This is a genomic window from Sphingomonas sp. CFBP 13714, from assembly GCF_014842205.1.
In the GTDB taxonomy this organism is placed as follows: domain Bacteria; phylum Pseudomonadota; class Alphaproteobacteria; order Sphingomonadales; family Sphingomonadaceae; genus Sphingomonas; species Sphingomonas aerolata.
In genome coordinates, this window is the sequence record NZ_JACYVG010000006.1 from 114,476 (window position 1) to 131,451 (window position 16,976).

Here is a 16,976-nt window from a genome sequence, read left to right on the forward strand (position 1 = left end):
GTCACCTCTCCCGGAAAATACGGCCCCCTATATCGCAAGGACGCAGCGTGCGAGCAAATTAAGACCTAGGTTAGCGCGCCGGGTCTGCCGAGCGCCTCTTCGTACAGCGCACGGTAGCGCGCGATCATCACCGATTCGTCGAATTCGGCCCGCGCCCGCCGCTGATTCGCCGCCCCGATCGACGCGCGCAGCGCGGGATCCGCGACCAGCGCCTGCAGCGCATCGCGCAGCCGCACCTCGCTCGGCGCTTCGGTGATGAACGGCAGGTTTTCGGGCGCGACCATCCGCGCGACGTCGCCGACCGGATAGCTCGCGATCGGCAGACCGGCCGCCATCGCCTCGACCACCGAGATCGGAAACTGCTCGCTGCGCGACGACACAGCGAGGATGTCGAAATGCCCGATAAACCGATACGGCCGATCGAGAAATCCCGGCAGGACAAGCGTGTCGGCCATCCCCATCGCCGCCGCCGCCTGCGCGATCCGCGCGCGCTCGGGCCCCTCGCCGACGATCACCAGCCGCACCCGCCCCGACACGCCGCCGACCGCACGCACCAGTGCGGTCAGGTCCTTCACCTCGCGCAGACCCGCCAGCGCGCCGATGACGACCTCCTTCGCCTTCGGCACGAACCCCGGGATCGCCTTGGGTTCGGGCTTTTGCGCGTAATAGGCGGTGCCGATGCCGTTCACGATCCGGTGCACCCGCTCGCGCGGCTGCTTCCAGGTCTTCAGCGCGATCGCCTCGAGCACCTCGGACGGGACCGCCAGCGCATGCGCCGCGCCCAGCGCGAGGCGGCGATAGATGTTGCGCTCGATCTTCAGCCCACCCGCCTCGTCGGCGTTGAACCCGTCCTCGTGATGAACCAGCGGCGGCGCGCCCTTGCCGAACGCGCGCCGCGCCATCGCCCCGTCGATCGCCCCCCAGTTATAGCTCAGCACCAGGTCGAACCGCCGCATATATTGCGCGATCGCCTCGTAGCGCGCGACCGACGGCTTGCCCGTCAGCGGCGGCGGGTTCTGCGCGATCTCGTAGCGGATCCCCTTGGCGATCGACGCCTGCGCGCCCAGCGCATCGGCCACGCCCGACACGATGGTGTGCTTGGCGCGATCGCCGAACGCATTCATCAACCGCACCGCTCGAGCCTCCTTCCCGCCGAGGTCGAACGAGGAGTGGAGATGCAGGATGTTGACGGGTGCGGCCATGCCCGACGCGATGCCGATTTCTCGCCGGGGTTTCAAGGGAGCAGGCACGCCAGATCGCTGTCCGGTTGCGCCCACTTGCGGACACTAGAAGCATAATTTCATGCCGTGCTATGATGCCGACAACGGAGGGGGGCGGACGGTGAAAACACTGGATGACTTGATCGAATGGGCGAACGAGCAGCGCGAAGAATCTCTGCGACAGGTCGATCTCTTCAGTAACGGCGGAGTGAAGGCACAGCTTGTCATGCCGGATGGTACTACGCAGGATATTACTGCCGGGGTGCTTTCGCATCAGAAAGCGAACGTAGATGCTTTCACCAGTCTTGTGTCAGCCCTGAAGAGGTAAGGCCCGCTCCCCACCAAAATACGCCACGAACCGCATCAGGCGGGCGGGTCGAACGCAGTCTTCGCGATGTGCGTGATCCGGCACGCCAGATCCGCCTCGCCGCTCGCGACCACGTAGAAGTCGCCCGCGTCCGCAATGCCCGTCGTGAAGACGACATTGTCGACGTACATCTGGTCCTTCAGCGGTTCGGTCAGCGCGGGGTTCGCCTCGAGCAGCGGCGCGTGCTGGGTCGCGATCGTGATCGACGGGTCGTCCTTGTCTAGGATCGACCAATAGGTGCGGTAGATGCCGACCACGCCCGACGGCTCGACGCCGTGCCACAGGCTCAGCCAGCCGCGATCGGTCAGGATCGGTGGCGTCCCCCCGCCCATCCGCGCGGTCGAGATCGTGGCGGCGTGCGGGCGGATGCCGGGCTTGTCGTGCGGCTTCCAGTGGAGCGCGTCGGGCGAGCGCGACAGGTTGATCGACGGCCCGGCGCGCCATTCGCTGCCCGGCGGATAGGCGAAATACAGGTCGCCGAGCGGCCGGGTCTGCGCCCAATATTGCCCGCCGATCAGCCCTTCGAAGATCAGCATGTCCTTGTTCTGGTGATCGAGCACGATCCCCTCGAGCTGCCAGTCGAGCGCGTTGGCGGAGGAATAAAGCGTGGTCGAATGCCGTTCCGGACTGACCGAACAGGTCGTCATCAGATAGCGGTCGCCGACCTTCGAGATGCGGGCATCCTCGACGCCGTAGCATTGATAGGGCGTGCGCGGCGCGATCGCCCTGTCGTAATGGACCGCGACGACCGAACGGCCCTCGGCGTCGAGCTCGACCGGCAGCAGCCAGGACAGCGAGGTCAGCGCCATCACCTTCCATCCGCCGCCGGGGATCAGGAATTTGCGCGGATCCTTGGTGTCGACCATCTGCAACGGCCACGCATCACGCAGATAGGCGCCGTCCTGCCAGCGGATCGCATGGACGTTGCCGCCCTTGACCGGCTCGCGCAACGCCTCGGCCACGCGTACCATCAGCAGCAGATTGCCGTTCGCCAGCCGCGTCATCCCCGGATTGAAGGCGCCGAGCACATAGGTCTCGGCCCCGACCTTGCCCGCCAGCGGCGAGCGCGACAGGTCGATGTCCGCAGGGGTGAAGACGAGCTGATCGAACATGCTATTCTCCTAAAATTCTGGTTGTCTGGACGCCCCGCCCCCTCCCCCGTTCGCCCTGAGCGAAGTCGAAGCGTATGCCCTCAGCGCGGGTGCTTCGACTTCGCTCAGCACGAACGGGACGGGTGAGCGGTGTCGCTATTCCCCCTCCAACGCGCGGGGCACGATGACGAGCTGCTGGATCACACTGCGTGTCGGCTGCGTCAGCAAGAACTCGACGCCCGCAGCGATGTCCTCGCCGCGCAGCATCTGCTCCGCCGCGATCATTTCCCGCTGCTTTTCGTCGGGCACGTCGGGATATTGCATGTTCGAGCCGACCTTGCCGGGCTCGATCAGCGACACCCGGATCCCCTTGGGCCCCAGCTCGCGACGCAACGCCTCGGCGAAACCGGCGATACCCGATTTGATGCCCGCATAGACGGTCGAGCTCGGCCCGAGGATATGCGCGCTGAGCGAACCGATCAGGACCAGGTCGCCGATCGGCGTCATCCGGTGCGCGGCATGATGCGCGCTGAGCAGATAGGCGGTGAAATTGACCGCGATCGCGTAGCGCAGCGCGTCCTCGTCCATCTGCGTCAGCCCGCCCGCGGCGATCGAGGCGTTGATGACGGTGATGTCGAACCCGCCCAGATACGCCTCGCCCGCATCGAAAAAGGCGCGGACCTTGTCCGGATCGGCAAGCTCGGTGACCATCCCGTCACCTTCGCCGACCTCGCGGATGCAGACGAGCGCGTCCTCGAGATGACCCGCATCGTGACCGCAGATATAGACTTTGGCGCCCCCCGCCGCGAGCAGCACCGCGATCGCCCGGCCGATCCCCGTCGTCCCCCCCGTGATGATCGCGCGTCGACCCTCAAGGGAGCGATGATTCACATGAAGGTCGGGGGGTGCGGTCATAAGCTGTTCCGGTCATCGAGCAGGCGGGACGAGGCACAGATGCGACGCCTCGTCCCCGTCCCCTAGGCGCGGACAGCATCCCCCTCAAGCACCTGCGCCAGCAGGTCGTCGATCGGCGCCTGGACGATCGGCTCGCTCAGCGTCGGGGCATGACCGACCCCGGGCACGGTGACGAGCGTCGCGCGGTCGAGCGATGCGACCATCCGATCCGCGATCGCGGCGGACAACAGGTCGGACCGGCCACCCCGCACGATCAGCGTCGGGATCTCGCGCAGGCCTGCCAGCGCCTGCCACATGTCCGGCCCGGCCTCGCTGCCCGGCACGCGGAACGGTTCGGCGATCTTCAGGTCGTAATCGAGCACGATCCGGCCCGAGCTGTTCAGCCGGTAGATGCGCTTGGCCATCGCCAGCCAGTCCTCGATCGTCCAGTCCGGATAGACGTCGGCATTGCTCTCCGACACGCAGCGTGCAGCGTGCATCCAGGTCGGAAAGACGCTCGCCTTGCCGACATAGCCGCGGATCCGCGACAGGCCCTGCGCGTCGATCTCGGGGCCGACATCGTTGAGCAGCGCGGCTGCGATTCGCCCGCGCGCCGGCCCCGCCATCAGCATCGTGACGATCCCGCCAAGCGACGTCCCGAACGCGACAAACCGGTCGATGCCGTGCTCGGCCAGCAACGCCTCGACATCCTGCACATAGGTCAGCGGGACATAGGACATCGGATCCTTGGCATAGGCGCTCTCGCCGCGCCCGCGGAAATCGATCGCGATCAGCCGCCAGCGTCCCGCCAGCCGCGCCGCCAGCGCATCGAAATCGCGCGCGTTGCGCGTCAGCCCGGGCAGGCACAGGATCGGCGGACGGCCATCGCCGCCGCCCGGATAGTCGCGTGCGTGCAGCCGCAGCCCGTCCCTGGACCACCAATAGAGGTTTTCGTAAGCGGCCATGGTTGCGTCCTTCGGGTAGCGGCCACCATATCGCCGCATGCCCATCGACCCGCAAGCCTTCCCCGCCTATCGCCCCGAAACCACCTTGCTCGACCTGGGCGACCCGTTCTTCGATCCGGTCGCGGCGGCCGATTTCCCGCGCACCCAGCTCCGCTTCCGCAACGATCGCGCCGCCGCGCAGGTCGGCCTGGCGACGCTCGACGACGACGAATGGACCCGGCATTTCGGCCGGTTCGCGCCCTTGCCGGACACCCTGCCCGGCCCGCTCGCCTTGCGCTATCACGGTCATCAGTTCCGCAACTACAATCCCGATCTGGGTGACGGGCGCGGCTTCACCTTTGCCCAGATGCGCGACGATCGCGACCGCCTGATGGATCTCGGCACCAAGGGGTCGGGGCAGACGCCGTGGAGCCGCGCGGGCGATGGCCGGCTCACCCTGAAAGGCGGCGTGCGCGAGATCCTCGCGACCGAGATGCTCGAGGCGCTGAACGTACCGACCTCGCGCACGCTATCGCTTATCGAGACGGGCGAAGATCTGCAGCGCGGCGACGAGCCGAGCCCGACCCGCTCCGCGGTCATGGTCCGGCTCAGCCACAGCCATGTCCGGATCGGCACCTTCCAGCGCCTCGCCTATCATCGCGACGACGACGCCCTGCGCCGGCTAGTCGGCTATACATTGCGCAACCTGGTCGACGAGGACGGGAACGGGGAAGGCGACGATCCGGTCCGCCTCCTCGCGCTCGTCGTCGCGCGGACTGCGCGGCTCGCGGCGCGCTACATGGCCGCGGGCTTCGTCCACGGCGTGCTCAATTCGGACAACATCAACGTCACCGGCGAAAGTTTCGACTATGGCCCGTGGCGGTTCGCGCCGACCTGGGACCCGGGCTTCACCGCCGCCTATTTCGATCATCAGGGGCTGTACGCCTTTGGTCGCCAGCCCGAGGCGATCCACTGGGACGTGATGCAGCTCGCGGTGTCGCTTCGCACGATCGCCGAGAGCCATCCGCTGATCGCCGCGCTCGACGGTTTCGGCCCCGCCTATCAGACCGAAGTGGGCGCGGCGATCCTGTGGCGGTTGGGCGTCCGCCCGCGCGATCCCGACAGCGACCGCGCGCTTGTCCAGGCGACCGAACGTGCGCTGCGGACCAGCGGGGCGGGTATCGACCGGTTCTTCTTCGATGCGTTCGGCGGCGAGCTTCCCGCGGCCTACGGTCCCGAATGGGACGAGGTCCGCGCCGCGCTCGGCGGCTATGCCGCGCGCAAGGATCGCAGCCATCCCTATTGGTCGGGCATGCCGTGCAGCCTGCTTATCGACGAGGTGGAATCGATCTGGGCGCCGATCGCCGACGCCGACGACTGGAGCGGTCTTACCGCGAAGGTCGCCGCGATCCGGGCGATGGGCGAGGCGCTCGCCTGATCGCGGGTGCCGCGGCCGACGGTGCGGCGGGTGGTGGAAACTCTTCTAAAATTGGGGCAAGAGCCCGATATGGCCGATGAGATCCTCTCCTACGAACCCGCAACCGGTACGCTGTTGTGGCGTCACCCGATCGGGGATGTCGATACTGAAGTGGCGACCGCGCGGTCGGGCTGGGCCGGCTGGGCGTCCAAGCCGCTCGCGTTCCGGATCGAGACGATGCGCCGGTTCGCCAATGTCGTCCGCCAGCGCAACGACGCGTTCACCGACCTGATCGCGCGCGAGACGGGCAAGCCGATCTGGGAGGCGCGCGGCGAGGTCGAGACGGTGATCGCCAAGGTCGACATCTCGGTCAGCGCCTATGCCGAACGCACCGCGCAGCGCCGGATGGAGGCGCCGATGAACAGCCGCGTCGCGCTGCGCCACAAGCCGCACGGCGTGCTCGCGGTGCTCGGCCCCTATAACTTCCCGGCACACCTGCCGAATGGCCACATCGTCCCCGCGCTGATCGCCGGCAACGCGGTCGTCTTCAAACCGTCCGAAAAGACCCCGGCATCGGGCGCGTTCCTCGTCGAATGCTACCGCGCCGCCGGGGTGCCCGAGGATTGCATCCGGTTGCTCGTCGGCGGCCCGGCGGAGGGCAAGGCGCTGGCCGCGCATCCCGATATCGACGGCCTGCTCTTCACCGGTTCGGCCCAGACCGGCCTCGCGCTCAACCGCGCCTTTGCCGAGAAGCCCGAGAAGATCCTCGCGCTCGAAATGGGCGGCAACAACCCGATCATGGTCTGGGACACGCCGGACCTGCACACCGCGGCGGTGCTCGTCGTCCAGTCCGCCTTCACCACCGCCGGCCAGCGCTGCACCGCCGCGCGCCGGCTGATCGTCCAGGAACGGCTTGCCCAGCCGCTGCTCGACACGATCGAGCGGATGATCGCGCGGATCATCGTCGACGAGCCACATGCGAACCCGGCGCCCTTCATGGGCCCGGTGATCGACAATCAGGCGGCGGACCAGCTGACCGAAAGCTTTCTCGAGCTGCTGATGCGCGGCGGCCGGCCGATCCGGCATCTCGAACGCCCGGTCGATACGCTGCCCTTCCTCCGCCCGGCGATGATCGACGTTACCGACATGGCGGAGCGGCCCGATCTCGAGCTGTTCGGCCCGATCCTGCAGGTCTTCCGCACCGATGATTTCGACGCCGCGATCGCAGAGGCGAACAACACCCGCTATGGCCTGTCCGCCGCGCTGATCAGCCAGACGCCCGCGCTCTACGACCGGTTCTGGGCAAATATCCGCGCCGGGATCGTCAACTGGAACAAGCCCACCAACGGCGCCTCGTCGGGCGCGCCATTCGGCGGCGTCGGCTGGTCGGGCAACCACCGCCCCAGCGCCTATTACGCCGCCGACTATTGCGCCTATCCGGTCGTCAGCAGCGAATCCGAAAGCGCGCGGGCGAGCATCGGCATCGGCCTGCGCGACGGCTGAGGCGGGTAGCGGCTCCCAAAGCTGCACTGAAATCCTCCCCCGTCAGGGGGAGGATCATGGGGGTTACTTCGCCCCGCCCAGCCAGTCGTCGATCTTCTTCTCCAGCACCGGCATCGGCAGTGCCCCCGTGTCGAGCACCTGCGCATGGAAGGCGCGCGGATCGAACGCAGCACCCTGCGCCGCCTGCGCCTTGGCCTTCATCCTTAGGATCGTCAGCTGGCCGATCTTGTAGGCCAGCGCCTGCCCGGGAATCGAGATGTAGCGCTCGACCTCGGCGGTCGCGTCGGTCCGCCCCATCGGCGAATTGGCGAGCATGTAGGCGATCGCCTGGTCGCGGCTCCACCCCTTGGCGTGGATGCCGGTATCGACGACCAGCCGCATCGCGCGCAGCATCTCGTCATTCAGGCCGCCCATCCGCTGATAGGGATCGCTCTCGACGCCCAGTTCCTTCCACAAGGTCTCGGCATAGAGCGCCCAGCCCTCGACATAGGCGGTGTTGCCGCCGAACCGGATGAACGCGGGGAGCGCGACATTCTCCTGCGCGAGGCTGATCTGGTAATGATGCCCCGGCACCGCCTCGTGCAGGTAGAGCGTCTCCATCCCCCACAGATACCGCGTCGGCAGATCATAGGTGTTGTAGTAGAAGATCCCCGGCCGCGTGCCGTCGGGGGTCCCCTGCTGATACGACCCCGCCGCATCCGTCTTCGCGCGGAAATCGGGCACTGCACGGATCTCGAGCGGACTTTTGGGCACCAGCGAGAATTGCGTCGCGATCCGCGCGTTTACCCGCTTGCCGATCGCCTCATAGCCCTCGCGCACCGCCGCCGCCGACTTGGGCTGGAAGCGGGGATCGGTGCGCAGATGATCGAAGAACGCCGCCAGCGTGCCCTTGAACCCGACTGCAGCTTTCTGGGCCTCCATCGCCTGCGTGATCCGCGCGACCTCCGACAGGCCGAGCTGATGCACCGCCTCGGGTTCGAGCGGCAGCGTCGTGCTGTCCTCGATCCGCTGGGCATAGAGCGCGGCCCCGCCCGGCAGCGCCGACAGCCCGACCGTGTCGCGCGCCTTGGCGAGATATTCGTTCGCGAGGAAATCGCGCATCCGGACGTGCGCGGGATTGATCACCTCGCGCACCTGCTTCGCATAGGCCGCGGTCAGCCGTGTGCGGTCGGCCGCCGGGATCGACGCGGGAAACATCGTCACCGGCGCGTAGAAGGTCGACTTCTCCACGCCCTCGGCGATCAGATTGTCGAACTGGCCGATCATGTTGCGCACGACCAGCTTGGGCTGGGTCACGCCCGTCGCCATCCCCTCGCGGAACCGTGCGATCGCCCGGTCATAGACGGCGGCATAGCCCGCATTGCGCCGCAGGTTGTTCTCGTAATCCGCGACCGTCTTGAACGGCGCGCCGCCTTTGCCCGACGCAAAATCGGGATAAAAGGTCTGGAACCCGCCGAAATGGCTGAGCGGCAGCAACCGGTCGATCGCGACAAGGTTCGCCGCGAACCCGCGCAGTGCGACCTCGCGGCCGTTGCGGAACACGTCATAGGCGATCTGGTCGACGCGGGTCAGCTTGCTGCGGTCGATCGCGGCGATCGCAGCCAGGTCCTGCTCGACGTTGCGCTTGTCCTGCGCGGTGCGCGCATCGGTCAGATATTCGCCGAAGCGATCGGCATAGCGCATGTCGCCGCGGAAGATCGCCTGCAGCGGATCGTTCTTCAGATCGCGCTCGTCGCTGGCATAGAAGAGCTGCTTGAGCTTTGCATCCTCGGGGCCGTCGCCGGGTATCGGCGCGGGCGGCGGCAGCGCCTGGCTCGACACCGGCACCGCGCCGATGAAGGTGGTCGCCAGCAACATGGCGGCAAGGCAGGTCAGGCGCATTATCGAAGTTCCCCATCGCGTCCGGGTTACCCGGTTCGTCGCGCCTTCCTATCGCGCGGATTCCGCCGCCACCAGCCCGTGACCGGGGCCTGCGCACGTTTCCGGCGATGGCACCCGCGCCGCGTGGGAAAGCAGGACTAGCCCCGGGGCAAATAATGCTGGGCTCGCCAATCGCCCGCCCAGAGCCCATCTTCCTGACATGGTAAGCTTGCTAGACCCCGGTGCCCGCGGGCGCGTCATCCTCGTCGGGGCGGGGCCCGGCGATCCCGGACTGCTGACCGTGCGTGCGGTCGCCGCGCTCGAGATCGCGGACGTCGTCGTCCATGATGGGCTGATCGATCCGCGCGTGCTCGACATCGCGCCGCCTGCCGCCCAGCGCATCTCGGTCGCCAAGCAGCGCGCGCGCCACACGCTGCCGCAAGAGGCGATCAACGCGCTGATCATCGCGCATGTGAAGACCGGCGCGATCGTCGTCCGGCTGAAGGGTGGCGATCCGTTCGTGTTCGGTCGCGGCGGCGAGGAGGTCGAGGCCGTGCGTGCCGCGGGCCTGCCGGTCGAGGTGATCCCCGGGGTCTCCGCCGCGCTGGGGTGCGCGGCCGAGGCGATGCTCCCGCTCACCCACCGCGATCATTCGAGCGCGGTCAGCTTCGTCGCGGGCCAGTGCAAGGGTCTGACCGAACAGGACTGGTCGGGGCTCGCCGGTCAGGGTCGTACGCTCGTCATCTATATGGGGATCGCGACCGCGACCGACATCGCCGACAAGCTGATGGCCGACGGGGTCGCGCCCGACATGCCGGTTGCGGTGCTCGAGCGCGGCACGCTATCGGGCAGCCGTGCGATGCGGACGCTGCTCGCCGATCTCGGCCCGATGGTGCAGCGCGAGGCGGTGAAGAGCCCCGCGATCATCGTCGTCGGCGAGGTCGTCGAACTCTCCGACGCGCAGGACAAGCTCGCCCGCTGGGCACGAATTGCAGAGGCCGCCGCATGAAGCTCCTGACCGGAAACGATCTTCCCACCGGCGACGTGATCTGGTGGACCGGCGACGGCTGGTCGCGCCACATCGAGGATGCGGCCGATGTCGGCGTCGCGGGTGAATCGATCCTCCAGGCGGAGGAAGGCGCACGCCGCGTCAACGTCCCTTATCTGATCGAGGCGACCGCGACCGCCGAGGGCCCTCGCCCTGCGCACATCAAGGATCGCATTCGTGCGCTAGGTCCGACTATGCGGCCTGACCTTACGCTCAAGCCGGCCGATCCGGCTGCGGGGAGTTGGGTTATATGATTCACGCGATGGCGCGAAGGCGCGAAGAGCGCAGTGAGAAGATGCTTCGCGCGGAGGCGCGGAGGCGCGGAGTTGTTGCGCTCGCCGCGCAGCGGCCTTCACAATCACTAGTCGCGACAGGTTCGATACCCGCTAGCGCGGGAGTTCCCCCTCCTTTCTCCTCCGCGTCTCCGCGTCTCCGCGCGAACAAAATTCTTCTGAATCTCTTCGCGCCATCGCGCGTTCGCCCGAACCAAATTCTACCGGGAACCCCCCATGTATAAGTACGACGAATACGACCAGGCCATCGTCGACCAGCGCGTCGACGAGTTCCGCGACCAGGTCCGCCGCCGCCTTTCGGGCGAGCTGACCGAGGACCAGTTCAAGCCGCTGCGCCTGATGAACGGCCTGTATCTGCAGTTGCATGCCTACATGCTGCGCGTCGCGGTGCCCTATGGCACGCTGGACGGCCGGCAGATGCGGATGCTCGGCCACATCGCGCGCAAATATGATCGCGGCTACGGCCATTTCACGACGCGGCAGAACATCCAGTTCAACTGGATCCAGCTCGATCAGACCCCGGACATCCTCCAGGAGCTGTCGACGGTCGAGATGCATGCCATCCAGACCTCGGGCAACTGCATCCGCAACATCAGTTCCGACCAGTTCGCCGGCGCCGCCGCGGACGAGGTCGCCGATCCGCGCCCTTGGGCCGAGCTGATCCGTCAGTGGAGCACGTTCCATCCCGAATTCACCTACCTCCCGCGCAAGTTCAAGATCTGCGTGATCGCGGCGGACGAGGATCGCGCGGCGATGCGGCTGCACGATATCGGCATCGGTCTGCACGTCCGCGACGGTGAACTCGGCGCGAAGATCTATGTCGGTGGCGGCATGGGCCGCACGCCGATGATCAGCCACGAGATCCGCGATTTCGTCCCCGCCGACGACCTGATGAGCTATCTCGAGGCGTGCCTGCGCGTCTACAATCGCTACGGTCGCCGCGACAATATCTACAAGGCGCGGATCAAGATCCTGCTGCACGAGATCGGCCCCGACGAATATCGTCGCCAGGTCGAGGAGGAATTCGCCGCGGTAAAGGGCCTCGGCCTCGATCCGCCGCGCGCCGAGCTGGAGCGGATCACGAGTCATTTCGGCGCGCCCGCATTCGACGAGGCCGCGTCCACCGAAATCGACCGCAGCGATCCCGACTTCGCCGTCTGGCTGGACCAGAATGTGAAGGCGCACAAGCAGCCGGGCTATGCAATCGTCAACATCAGCCTGAAGCCCGTCGGCGGCATCCCCGGCGACGCGTCGGCGGACCAGATCGACGTGATGGCCGATCTCGGCACGCGCTACAGCTTCGACGAACTGCGCGTGACGCATGCGCAGAACATCGTCCTGCCGCACGTCCGCATGGCCGATCTGCACGCGGTGTGGTCGACGCTGAGCGAGGCGGGGCTGGCCGAGGCCAATCTCGACCTGATCAGCGACATCATCGCCTGCCCCGGCCTCGATTATTGCAGCCTCGCCAATGCTCGCTCGATCCCGCTCGCGCAGAAGATCGCGACGCGCTTCGGCGATCTCGGCCGGCAGCGCGAGCTGGGCGAGCTCAAGCTCAAGATCAGCGGCTGCATCAACGCCTGCGGGCATCACCATGCCGGGCACATCGGCATCCTCGGCGTCGACAAGAAGGGCACCGAGAATTACCAGCTCTCGCTCGGCGGCTCGGGCGCGGAGGATGTGAGCCTCGCCAAGATCACCGGCCCCGGCTTCTCGGAGGATGGCGTGGTCGACGCGATCGAACGCGTCACCGATCGCTATCTTCAGGTCCGCGACCCCGGCGAGCGCTTCCTCGACACCTATCGCCGCGTCGGCTTCGAGACGTTCAAGGAGGCGATCTATGGTTGAGTATCCGGACCAGACGCTGCTCCGCTTCCGCGACGACGAGCCGCATGACGAGCCTGCGGTGACGCTTGATTCGTTCATCGGCCAGAGCAACGCCGCCGCCGTCCGCCTCGAGGCGGGTGACGATGCGCGCGCGCTGCTGCCGCAGATCGACCAGCTCGCGCTGATCGAGGTGAGCTTTCCCGGCTATCGCGACGGCCGCGGCTATTCCGCGGCGCGGATCCTGCGCGAGGCGGGTTATACCGGCGAGCTGCGTGCGGCGGGCGACGTGCTCGTCGACCAGATTCCGCTGATGCGCCGCTGCGGCTTCGACAGCTTCGCGCCCGAGGCCCCGATCGATATCGACGTGCTCCGCGCGAGCCTTGCGCGCTACGACACGCCCTATCAGAAGGCGGCCGACGGCGCCGTGCCGGTCTGGAAGCTGCGCCATGGGTGAAGCGCTCCGCCGGATCGACACGATCGACGTCACCCCCGCCTTCACCAAGGCGGACGCACAGGCGATGCAGGACCGGTTCGCCGGCGTTCCTGCGGCGCAGATGCTCCGCGCGCTGCTGACCGGCGAGCTGGCCGGGCGGATCGCGTCGGTTTCGTCCTTCGGTGCCGAATCGGCGGTGCTGCTGCACATGGTCGCGCAGGTCGATGTCGATGTGCCGGTGATCTTCACCAACACGCAGAAGATGTTCGGCGAGACGCTCGCCTATCGCGATGCGCTGGCCGAACGGCTGGGCCTCACCGACCTGCGCGTGTTCAGACCCGATCCGCGGCTGCTCGCGGTCAAGGATCGTGCGGGCGAACGCTGGTCCTACGACCCCGATGGCTGCTGCGACCTGCGCAAGGTCGAGCCGCTCCGACGCGCGCTTGCGCCGTTCGACGCGTGGATCTCGGGGCGCAAGGGCTTCCAGTCGGGCACGCGCACCGCGCTGCCGCGGTTCGAGGAAGATGAGGGCCGGTTGAAGATCAACCCGCTCGCCGACTGGGACAAGGCGCGGCTCGACGCCTATTTCGCCGAGCATGATCTGCCGCGGCATCCGCTCGAGGCGCAGGGCTATCTCTCGATCGGCTGCGCGCCCTGCACGACCAAGGTCGCCCCCGGCGAGGATCCGCGCGCGGGGCGCTGGCGCAGCTTCGACAAGGTCGAATGCGGCATCCACGCCCCCGGGGGTTACGACCCGATCATCTGATTCGTGTCCCTCTCCCCATCGGGTAGAGGGACACCAGAGTTTCAATACTCGGCCAGATCCGAGAACTTCGTGATCGTCGGGTCGAACTTCATCCGCACCTTGCCGGTCGCGCCGTGGCGCTGCTTGGCGATGATCAGCTCGGCAAGACCGTAGACCCGCTCCATCTCGGCCGCCCAGGACGCGTGATCCTCGAAGATCTTCGCGCTGTCGCCTTCGGCCGGCCGCTTGGGCTCCTTCGACGCGACGTAATAATCCTCGCGGTACACGAACCAGACCATGTCGGCGTCCTGCTCGATCGACCCCGATTCGCGAAGATCTGACAGCATCGGCGTCTTGTCCTCGCGGCTTTCGACCGCGCGGCTCAGCTGCGACAGTGCCAGCACCGGCACGTTCAGATCCTTCGCCAGCGTCTTCAGCCCACGCGAAATCTCCGAGATTTCCTGGACGCGGTTGCCGTCCTTGCTCTTGCCCGACCCCGACAGCAGCTGGAGATAATCGACCACCACCAGCCCGATCTCGTTATTGTGGCGACGCTGCAGCCGGCGGACGCGCGTGTGCAGCGCGCCGATCGACAGGCCGCCCGTGTCGTCGATGAACAGCGGCAGGTTCTCCAGCTCGGCAGCGGCAGCCGCGAGCTGCGCGAACTCGGTGCGGCTGATCTTGCCCATGCGGAGCGATTCGGACGAAATCTGCGACTGCTCGGCGAGAATACGCGTCGCCAGCTGATCCGCGGACATTTCGAGGCTGAAGAACGCGACCTTCGCGCCGACCGAATCCTTCGGGGCGATCCCGTCGGCCATGTCGCGCATCCAGCGCCGCGCGGCGTTGAACGCGATGTTGGTGGCGAGCGACGTCTTGCCCATGCCCGGACGGCCCGCGAGGATCATCAGATCGCTGTGATGCATGCCGCCGATCTTGGCGTTGATCGAATCGATACCCGTGGTGACGCCCGACAGGTTGCCGCCCGAGTTGAGCGCCCGCTCGGCCATCTTGACTGCCGCGGTGGTCGCCTGCGCGAACGTCTTGACCGAGTTCTCCGCCCCGCCATCGGCGGCGACCTTGAACAATTCCTCCTCGGCAAGCTCGATCTGCGCACGCGGATTGACCTCCTCCGAGGTATCCATCGCGCGGTCGACCAACGTGCGGCCGACCGAGACGAGCGCGCGCAGCATCGCCAGGTCATAGATCTGCTGCGCGAACTGGCGCGCACCGATCAGCCCTGCGCCGCTGCCCGTGAGGCCGGCCAGATAGGCGGGGCCGCCCAGCTCACGCATGCCCTCGTCCGCGTCGAACATCGGCCGCAGCGTGACCGGCGTCACCAGCATGTCGTTGCCGCGCAGCGTCTTGATCGCGGCGAAGATGCGCCCGTGTACGGGTTCGAAGAAATGCGTGGGTTCGAGCTTGTCGACCAGATCGTCGGCGAGCCGGTTGTCGATCATCATCGCGCCGAGCATCGCGGCTTCGGCCTCGACGTTGCGGGGAAGCTGCTGTGGTTCGGCCACGGCGGGGACGGGGAATGCGAGGGTTGCCATACTGCGTTCTACGCACTGCGCGCGATCGCTCCAAGCCAACTGCGCCAGAATGATGGGGATAAGTCGACCAGCCAGCCGCGATCGGCGGCCGCCGGTGCAGGCGACAAGTGACACGCGTTACGACCATCGCTATCGCACATGGCATGGCCGACCCGCGGATCATCGACATACAGCTCGACGAGCGCACGATTGCGTGGCGCTCCGCGGATATCGAACAGGAACGCCGGATTGCGATCTTCGACCTGATCGAGGGCAATTATTTCGCGCCGCAGCGCCAGCATGCCGATGGCTATGCCGGCCCGTACCGCATCAGGCTCGAGACGGAGGAAGGCCGTCTCGGCATTCACATCCATCGTGAGGACGACACGCATCTTGAAACTTTGGTGCTCGCGCTCGGCCGTTTCCGCCGACCGATCAAGGACTATTTCGCGATCTGCGACAGCTATTATCAGGCGATTCGCCAGTCCTCGCCCGCGCAGATCGAAACCGTCGACATGGCCCGCCGCGGCGTCCACAATGAGGCCGCCGAGCTGCTCAAGGACCGGCTGTCGGGCAAGATCGAGGTCGATTTCGACACCGCCCGCCGCTTGTTCACGCTCATCTGCGTCCTGCATCTGCGTGGCTGAGCAACGCTGATGGCGACAACATTGCTGAAGCTTGCGACCCTGTTGTTCGGCACGGGCGGCATCGCAATTGGCGGCTGGGCCTATGCGACGCAGTGGCATCCCGCGACCGAGACCTATCCGCTGCAAGGCGTCGACCTGGGTGAAAATCCCGCGCCGGTCGAATGGGGAACGGTGCGCGCGCGCGGCGTCGACTTCGCCTATATCGTCGCGACCTCGGGCAAGGATCGCCGCGATCCCGCGTTCGAGGCGAACTGGGCGGCGCTTCCCGAAGCCGGGCTGCGGCGCGGCGCGGTGCATATCTATTCGCTGTGCCAGCCTGCGGTCGAACAGGCGAACGCGTTCAATACCTTCGTGCCCGCCGCCGCCGATGCGCTGCCCGTCGCCGTAGACGTGCAGTTCCGTGATGATTGCGTCGCCCGCCCTGAAAAGGCCGCGCTGGTCGCCGATCTGACGCGCTTCGTGACGATGGTCGAGACGCATACCGGCAAGCCCGTCCTGCTGCGGATCGGCAAGTCGGTCGAGGGCAGCTATGCTTTGTCGGCGGCACTGCCGCGGCCGGTCTGGGCGATGGCCAATCTGCTCAAGCCCGATTATGCGGCACGGCCATGGCGAATATGGCGCGCGAGCAATTTTCGGCGCGTCGAGGGGATCGAGGGACCGGTGAACTGGGACGTGGTGGCAGGATGAACGATGGTTTCGATACCGATCAGGCAACCCGCCTGATCGCTGCGGCGCGCGACGCCGCACGTCACGCGCATGCGCCCTATTCGCGATTCGCGGTCGGCGCCGCGGTGCTGCTCGACGACGGCAGCGTGATCACCGGCGCCAATTTCGAGAATGCGAGCTATGGCCTTTCGCTCTGCGCCGAAACCGTCGCGCTGGCGACCGCCAGCGCGCAGGGCCGCCTGCGTGACGTCGTTGCGATCGGCGTGATCGGCGGCGCGATGGATGCGGACGGCGTCGCCACCGGTCTCGCCCCGGTGAGCCCGTGCGGCCGCTGTCGCCAGGTGATCAACGAGGCGGCGCAGATGGGCGGGCGCGATCTCCCCGTGCATTGCGGCGCGGCGCAGGGCGACGCGGTCCGCAGCTACCGCCTGTCGGACCTTCTCCCCGACGCGTTCGGCCCGGCGGACCTCGGGATCGGCTGATCCGCGG

The 16,976-nt window shown here is 67.0% G+C and carries 17 protein-coding genes; 11 read left to right on the forward strand and 6 right to left on the reverse strand.

What is annotated here, in order from left to right; genetic code table 11:
• Nucleotides 1-65 precede the first annotated feature (65 nt).
• Nucleotides 66-1,202, reverse strand: coding sequence for a glycosyltransferase family 4 protein (locus tag IFT54_RS14535; RefSeq protein ID WP_192071185.1), 1,137 nt, complete (start codon nucleotides 1,200-1,202; stop codon nucleotides 66-68).
• Nucleotides 1,203-1,302: 100 nt separating this feature from the next.
• Here IFT54_RS14535 and IFT54_RS14540 point away from each other — a divergent pair, with 100 nt between their 5' ends.
• Nucleotides 1,303-1,548, forward strand: coding sequence for a hypothetical protein (locus IFT54_RS14540; RefSeq protein ID WP_192071186.1), 246 nt, complete (start codon nucleotides 1,303-1,305; stop codon nucleotides 1,546-1,548).
• 35 nt (nucleotides 1,549-1,583) lie between these two features.
• On the opposite strand, the gene IFT54_RS14545 is transcribed toward IFT54_RS14540, so the two are convergent.
• From IFT54_RS14545 to IFT54_RS14555, 3 genes are all read right to left on the reverse strand, one after another.
• Nucleotides 1,584-2,699: a glycoside hydrolase family 130 protein gene (locus IFT54_RS14545; RefSeq protein ID WP_192071187.1), complete on the reverse strand. Its 1,116-nt coding sequence runs from the start codon at nucleotides 2,697-2,699 to the stop codon at nucleotides 1,584-1,586.
• Between the two features lie 135 nt (nucleotides 2,700-2,834).
• Complete coding sequence (locus IFT54_RS14550) at nucleotides 2,835-3,593, reverse strand: SDR family oxidoreductase (protein ID WP_192071188.1); 759 nt, start codon at nucleotides 3,591-3,593, stop codon at nucleotides 2,835-2,837.
• Nucleotides 3,594-3,655: 62 nt separating this feature from the next.
• Complete coding sequence (locus tag IFT54_RS14555; RefSeq protein WP_166745964.1) at nucleotides 3,656-4,537, reverse strand: alpha/beta fold hydrolase; 882 nt, start codon at nucleotides 4,535-4,537, stop codon at nucleotides 3,656-3,658.
• Nucleotides 4,538-4,574: 37 nt separating this feature from the next.
• On the opposite strand from IFT54_RS14555, the gene IFT54_RS14560 reads away from it, so the two are divergent.
• Nucleotides 4,575-5,954, forward strand: coding sequence for a protein adenylyltransferase SelO family protein (locus IFT54_RS14560; RefSeq protein WP_192071189.1), 1,380 nt, complete (start codon nucleotides 4,575-4,577; stop codon nucleotides 5,952-5,954).
• A 69-nt stretch (nucleotides 5,955-6,023) separates the two neighbouring features.
• Entirely contained in the window at nucleotides 6,024-7,436 is a 1,413-nt protein-coding gene (astD, locus tag IFT54_RS14565) for a succinylglutamate-semialdehyde dehydrogenase (protein ID WP_031441361.1), read from the forward strand.
• 63 nt (nucleotides 7,437-7,499) lie between these two features.
• On the opposite strand, the gene IFT54_RS14570 is transcribed toward astD, so the two are convergent.
• Nucleotides 7,500-9,317, reverse strand: coding sequence for a DUF885 domain-containing protein (locus IFT54_RS14570; protein ID WP_192071190.1), 1,818 nt, complete (start codon nucleotides 9,315-9,317; stop codon nucleotides 7,500-7,502).
• A 199-nt stretch (nucleotides 9,318-9,516) separates the two neighbouring features.
• Between IFT54_RS14570 and cobA the strand changes: the two genes are divergently transcribed.
• The 5 genes from cobA (at nucleotide 9,517) to IFT54_RS14595 (ending at nucleotide 13,663) form a co-directional block, all read left to right on the forward strand.
• The gene (gene cobA, locus IFT54_RS14575) at nucleotides 9,517-10,305 is read left to right on the forward strand and encodes a uroporphyrinogen-III C-methyltransferase (RefSeq protein WP_031441363.1); all 789 of its coding nucleotides are present in this window, start codon (nucleotides 9,517-9,519) and stop codon (nucleotides 10,303-10,305) included.
• The gene (locus tag IFT54_RS14580; RefSeq protein ID WP_192071191.1) at nucleotides 10,302-10,598 is read left to right on the forward strand and encodes a DUF2849 domain-containing protein; all 297 of its coding nucleotides are present in this window, start codon (nucleotides 10,302-10,304) and stop codon (nucleotides 10,596-10,598) included. Before cobA ends, IFT54_RS14580 begins: the two co-directional genes overlap by 4 nt.
• A gap of 255 nt (nucleotides 10,599-10,853) precedes the next feature.
• Nucleotides 10,854-12,485 carry a nitrite/sulfite reductase gene (locus tag IFT54_RS14585; protein ID WP_056674898.1) on the forward strand — a complete coding sequence of 544 codons (1,632 nt, stop codon included), beginning with the start codon at nucleotides 10,854-10,856 and terminating at the stop codon, nucleotides 12,483-12,485.
• Nucleotides 12,478-12,918: a DUF934 domain-containing protein gene (locus IFT54_RS14590; protein WP_031395826.1), complete on the forward strand. Its 441-nt coding sequence runs from the start codon at nucleotides 12,478-12,480 to the stop codon at nucleotides 12,916-12,918. Before IFT54_RS14585 ends, IFT54_RS14590 begins: the two co-directional genes overlap by 8 nt.
• Nucleotides 12,911-13,663, forward strand: coding sequence for a phosphoadenylyl-sulfate reductase (locus IFT54_RS14595; protein ID WP_192071192.1), 753 nt, complete (start codon nucleotides 12,911-12,913; stop codon nucleotides 13,661-13,663). The genes IFT54_RS14590 and IFT54_RS14595 overlap by 8 nt, the downstream gene beginning before the upstream one ends.
• A 41-nt stretch (nucleotides 13,664-13,704) precedes the next feature.
• Here the strand turns inward: IFT54_RS14595 and IFT54_RS14600 are convergent, their stop codons facing one another.
• A complete protein-coding gene (locus IFT54_RS14600) occupies nucleotides 13,705-15,195 on the reverse strand; it encodes a replicative DNA helicase (protein WP_031395824.1) in 1,491 nt (496 codons plus the stop codon).
• Between the two features lie 143 nt (nucleotides 15,196-15,338).
• Here IFT54_RS14600 and IFT54_RS14605 point away from each other — a divergent pair, with 143 nt between their 5' ends.
• From IFT54_RS14605 to IFT54_RS14615, 3 genes are read left to right on the forward strand one after another with little or no spacing between them, the layout of a single operon-like run.
• Nucleotides 15,339-15,821: a UPF0262 family protein gene (locus IFT54_RS14605; protein WP_031395823.1), complete on the forward strand. Its 483-nt coding sequence runs from the start codon at nucleotides 15,339-15,341 to the stop codon at nucleotides 15,819-15,821.
• A gap of 9 nt (nucleotides 15,822-15,830) precedes the next feature.
• Nucleotides 15,831-16,508, forward strand: coding sequence for a GH25 family lysozyme (locus tag IFT54_RS14610; protein WP_192071193.1), 678 nt, complete (start codon nucleotides 15,831-15,833; stop codon nucleotides 16,506-16,508).
• Entirely contained in the window at nucleotides 16,505-16,969 is a 465-nt protein-coding gene (locus IFT54_RS14615) for a cytidine deaminase (protein ID WP_192071194.1), read from the forward strand. Before IFT54_RS14610 ends, IFT54_RS14615 begins: the two co-directional genes overlap by 4 nt.
• The last annotated feature ends 7 nt before the right edge of the window (nucleotides 16,970-16,976 follow it).

Bases quoted from the DNA above. Each gene is read 5' to 3' on its own strand.
- IFT54_RS14605 (WP_031395823.1), top strand. From the start codon at position 15,339: ATGGCCGACCCGCGGATCATCGACATACAGCTCGACGAGCGCACGATT.
- IFT54_RS14590 (WP_031395826.1), top strand. From the start codon at position 12,478: ATGGTTGAGTATCCGGACCAGACGCTGCTCCGCTTCCGCGACGACGAG.
- IFT54_RS14570 (WP_192071190.1), bottom strand. From the start codon at position 9,317: ATGCGCCTGACCTGCCTTGCCGCCATGTTGCTGGCGACCACCTTCATC.
- cobA (WP_031441363.1), top strand. From the start codon at position 9,517: ATGGTAAGCTTGCTAGACCCCGGTGCCCGCGGGCGCGTCATCCTCGTC.
- IFT54_RS14585 (WP_056674898.1), top strand. From the start codon at position 10,854: ATGTATAAGTACGACGAATACGACCAGGCCATCGTCGACCAGCGCGTC.
- IFT54_RS14550 (WP_192071188.1), bottom strand. From the start codon at position 3,593: ATGACCGCACCCCCCGACCTTCATGTGAATCATCGCTCCCTTGAGGGT.
- IFT54_RS14540 (WP_192071186.1), top strand. From the start codon at position 1,303: ATGCCGTGCTATGATGCCGACAACGGAGGGGGGCGGACGGTGAAAACA.
- IFT54_RS14580 (WP_192071191.1), top strand. From the start codon at position 10,302: ATGAAGCTCCTGACCGGAAACGATCTTCCCACCGGCGACGTGATCTGG.
- IFT54_RS14560 (WP_192071189.1), top strand. From the start codon at position 4,575: ATGCCCATCGACCCGCAAGCCTTCCCCGCCTATCGCCCCGAAACCACC.
- IFT54_RS14615 (WP_192071194.1), top strand. From the start codon at position 16,505: ATGAACGATGGTTTCGATACCGATCAGGCAACCCGCCTGATCGCTGCG.
- IFT54_RS14545 (WP_192071187.1), bottom strand. From the start codon at position 2,699: ATGTTCGATCAGCTCGTCTTCACCCCTGCGGACATCGACCTGTCGCGC.
- IFT54_RS14535 (WP_192071185.1), bottom strand. From the start codon at position 1,202: ATGGCCGCACCCGTCAACATCCTGCATCTCCACTCCTCGTTCGACCTC.
- IFT54_RS14555 (WP_166745964.1), bottom strand. From the start codon at position 4,537: ATGGCCGCTTACGAAAACCTCTATTGGTGGTCCAGGGACGGGCTGCGG.
- IFT54_RS14610 (WP_192071193.1), top strand. From the start codon at position 15,831: ATGGCGACAACATTGCTGAAGCTTGCGACCCTGTTGTTCGGCACGGGC.
- IFT54_RS14600 (WP_031395824.1), bottom strand. From the start codon at position 15,195: ATGGCAACCCTCGCATTCCCCGTCCCCGCCGTGGCCGAACCACAGCAG.
- IFT54_RS14595 (WP_192071192.1), top strand. From the start codon at position 12,911: ATGGGTGAAGCGCTCCGCCGGATCGACACGATCGACGTCACCCCCGCC.
- astD (WP_031441361.1), top strand. From the start codon at position 6,024: ATGGCCGATGAGATCCTCTCCTACGAACCCGCAACCGGTACGCTGTTG.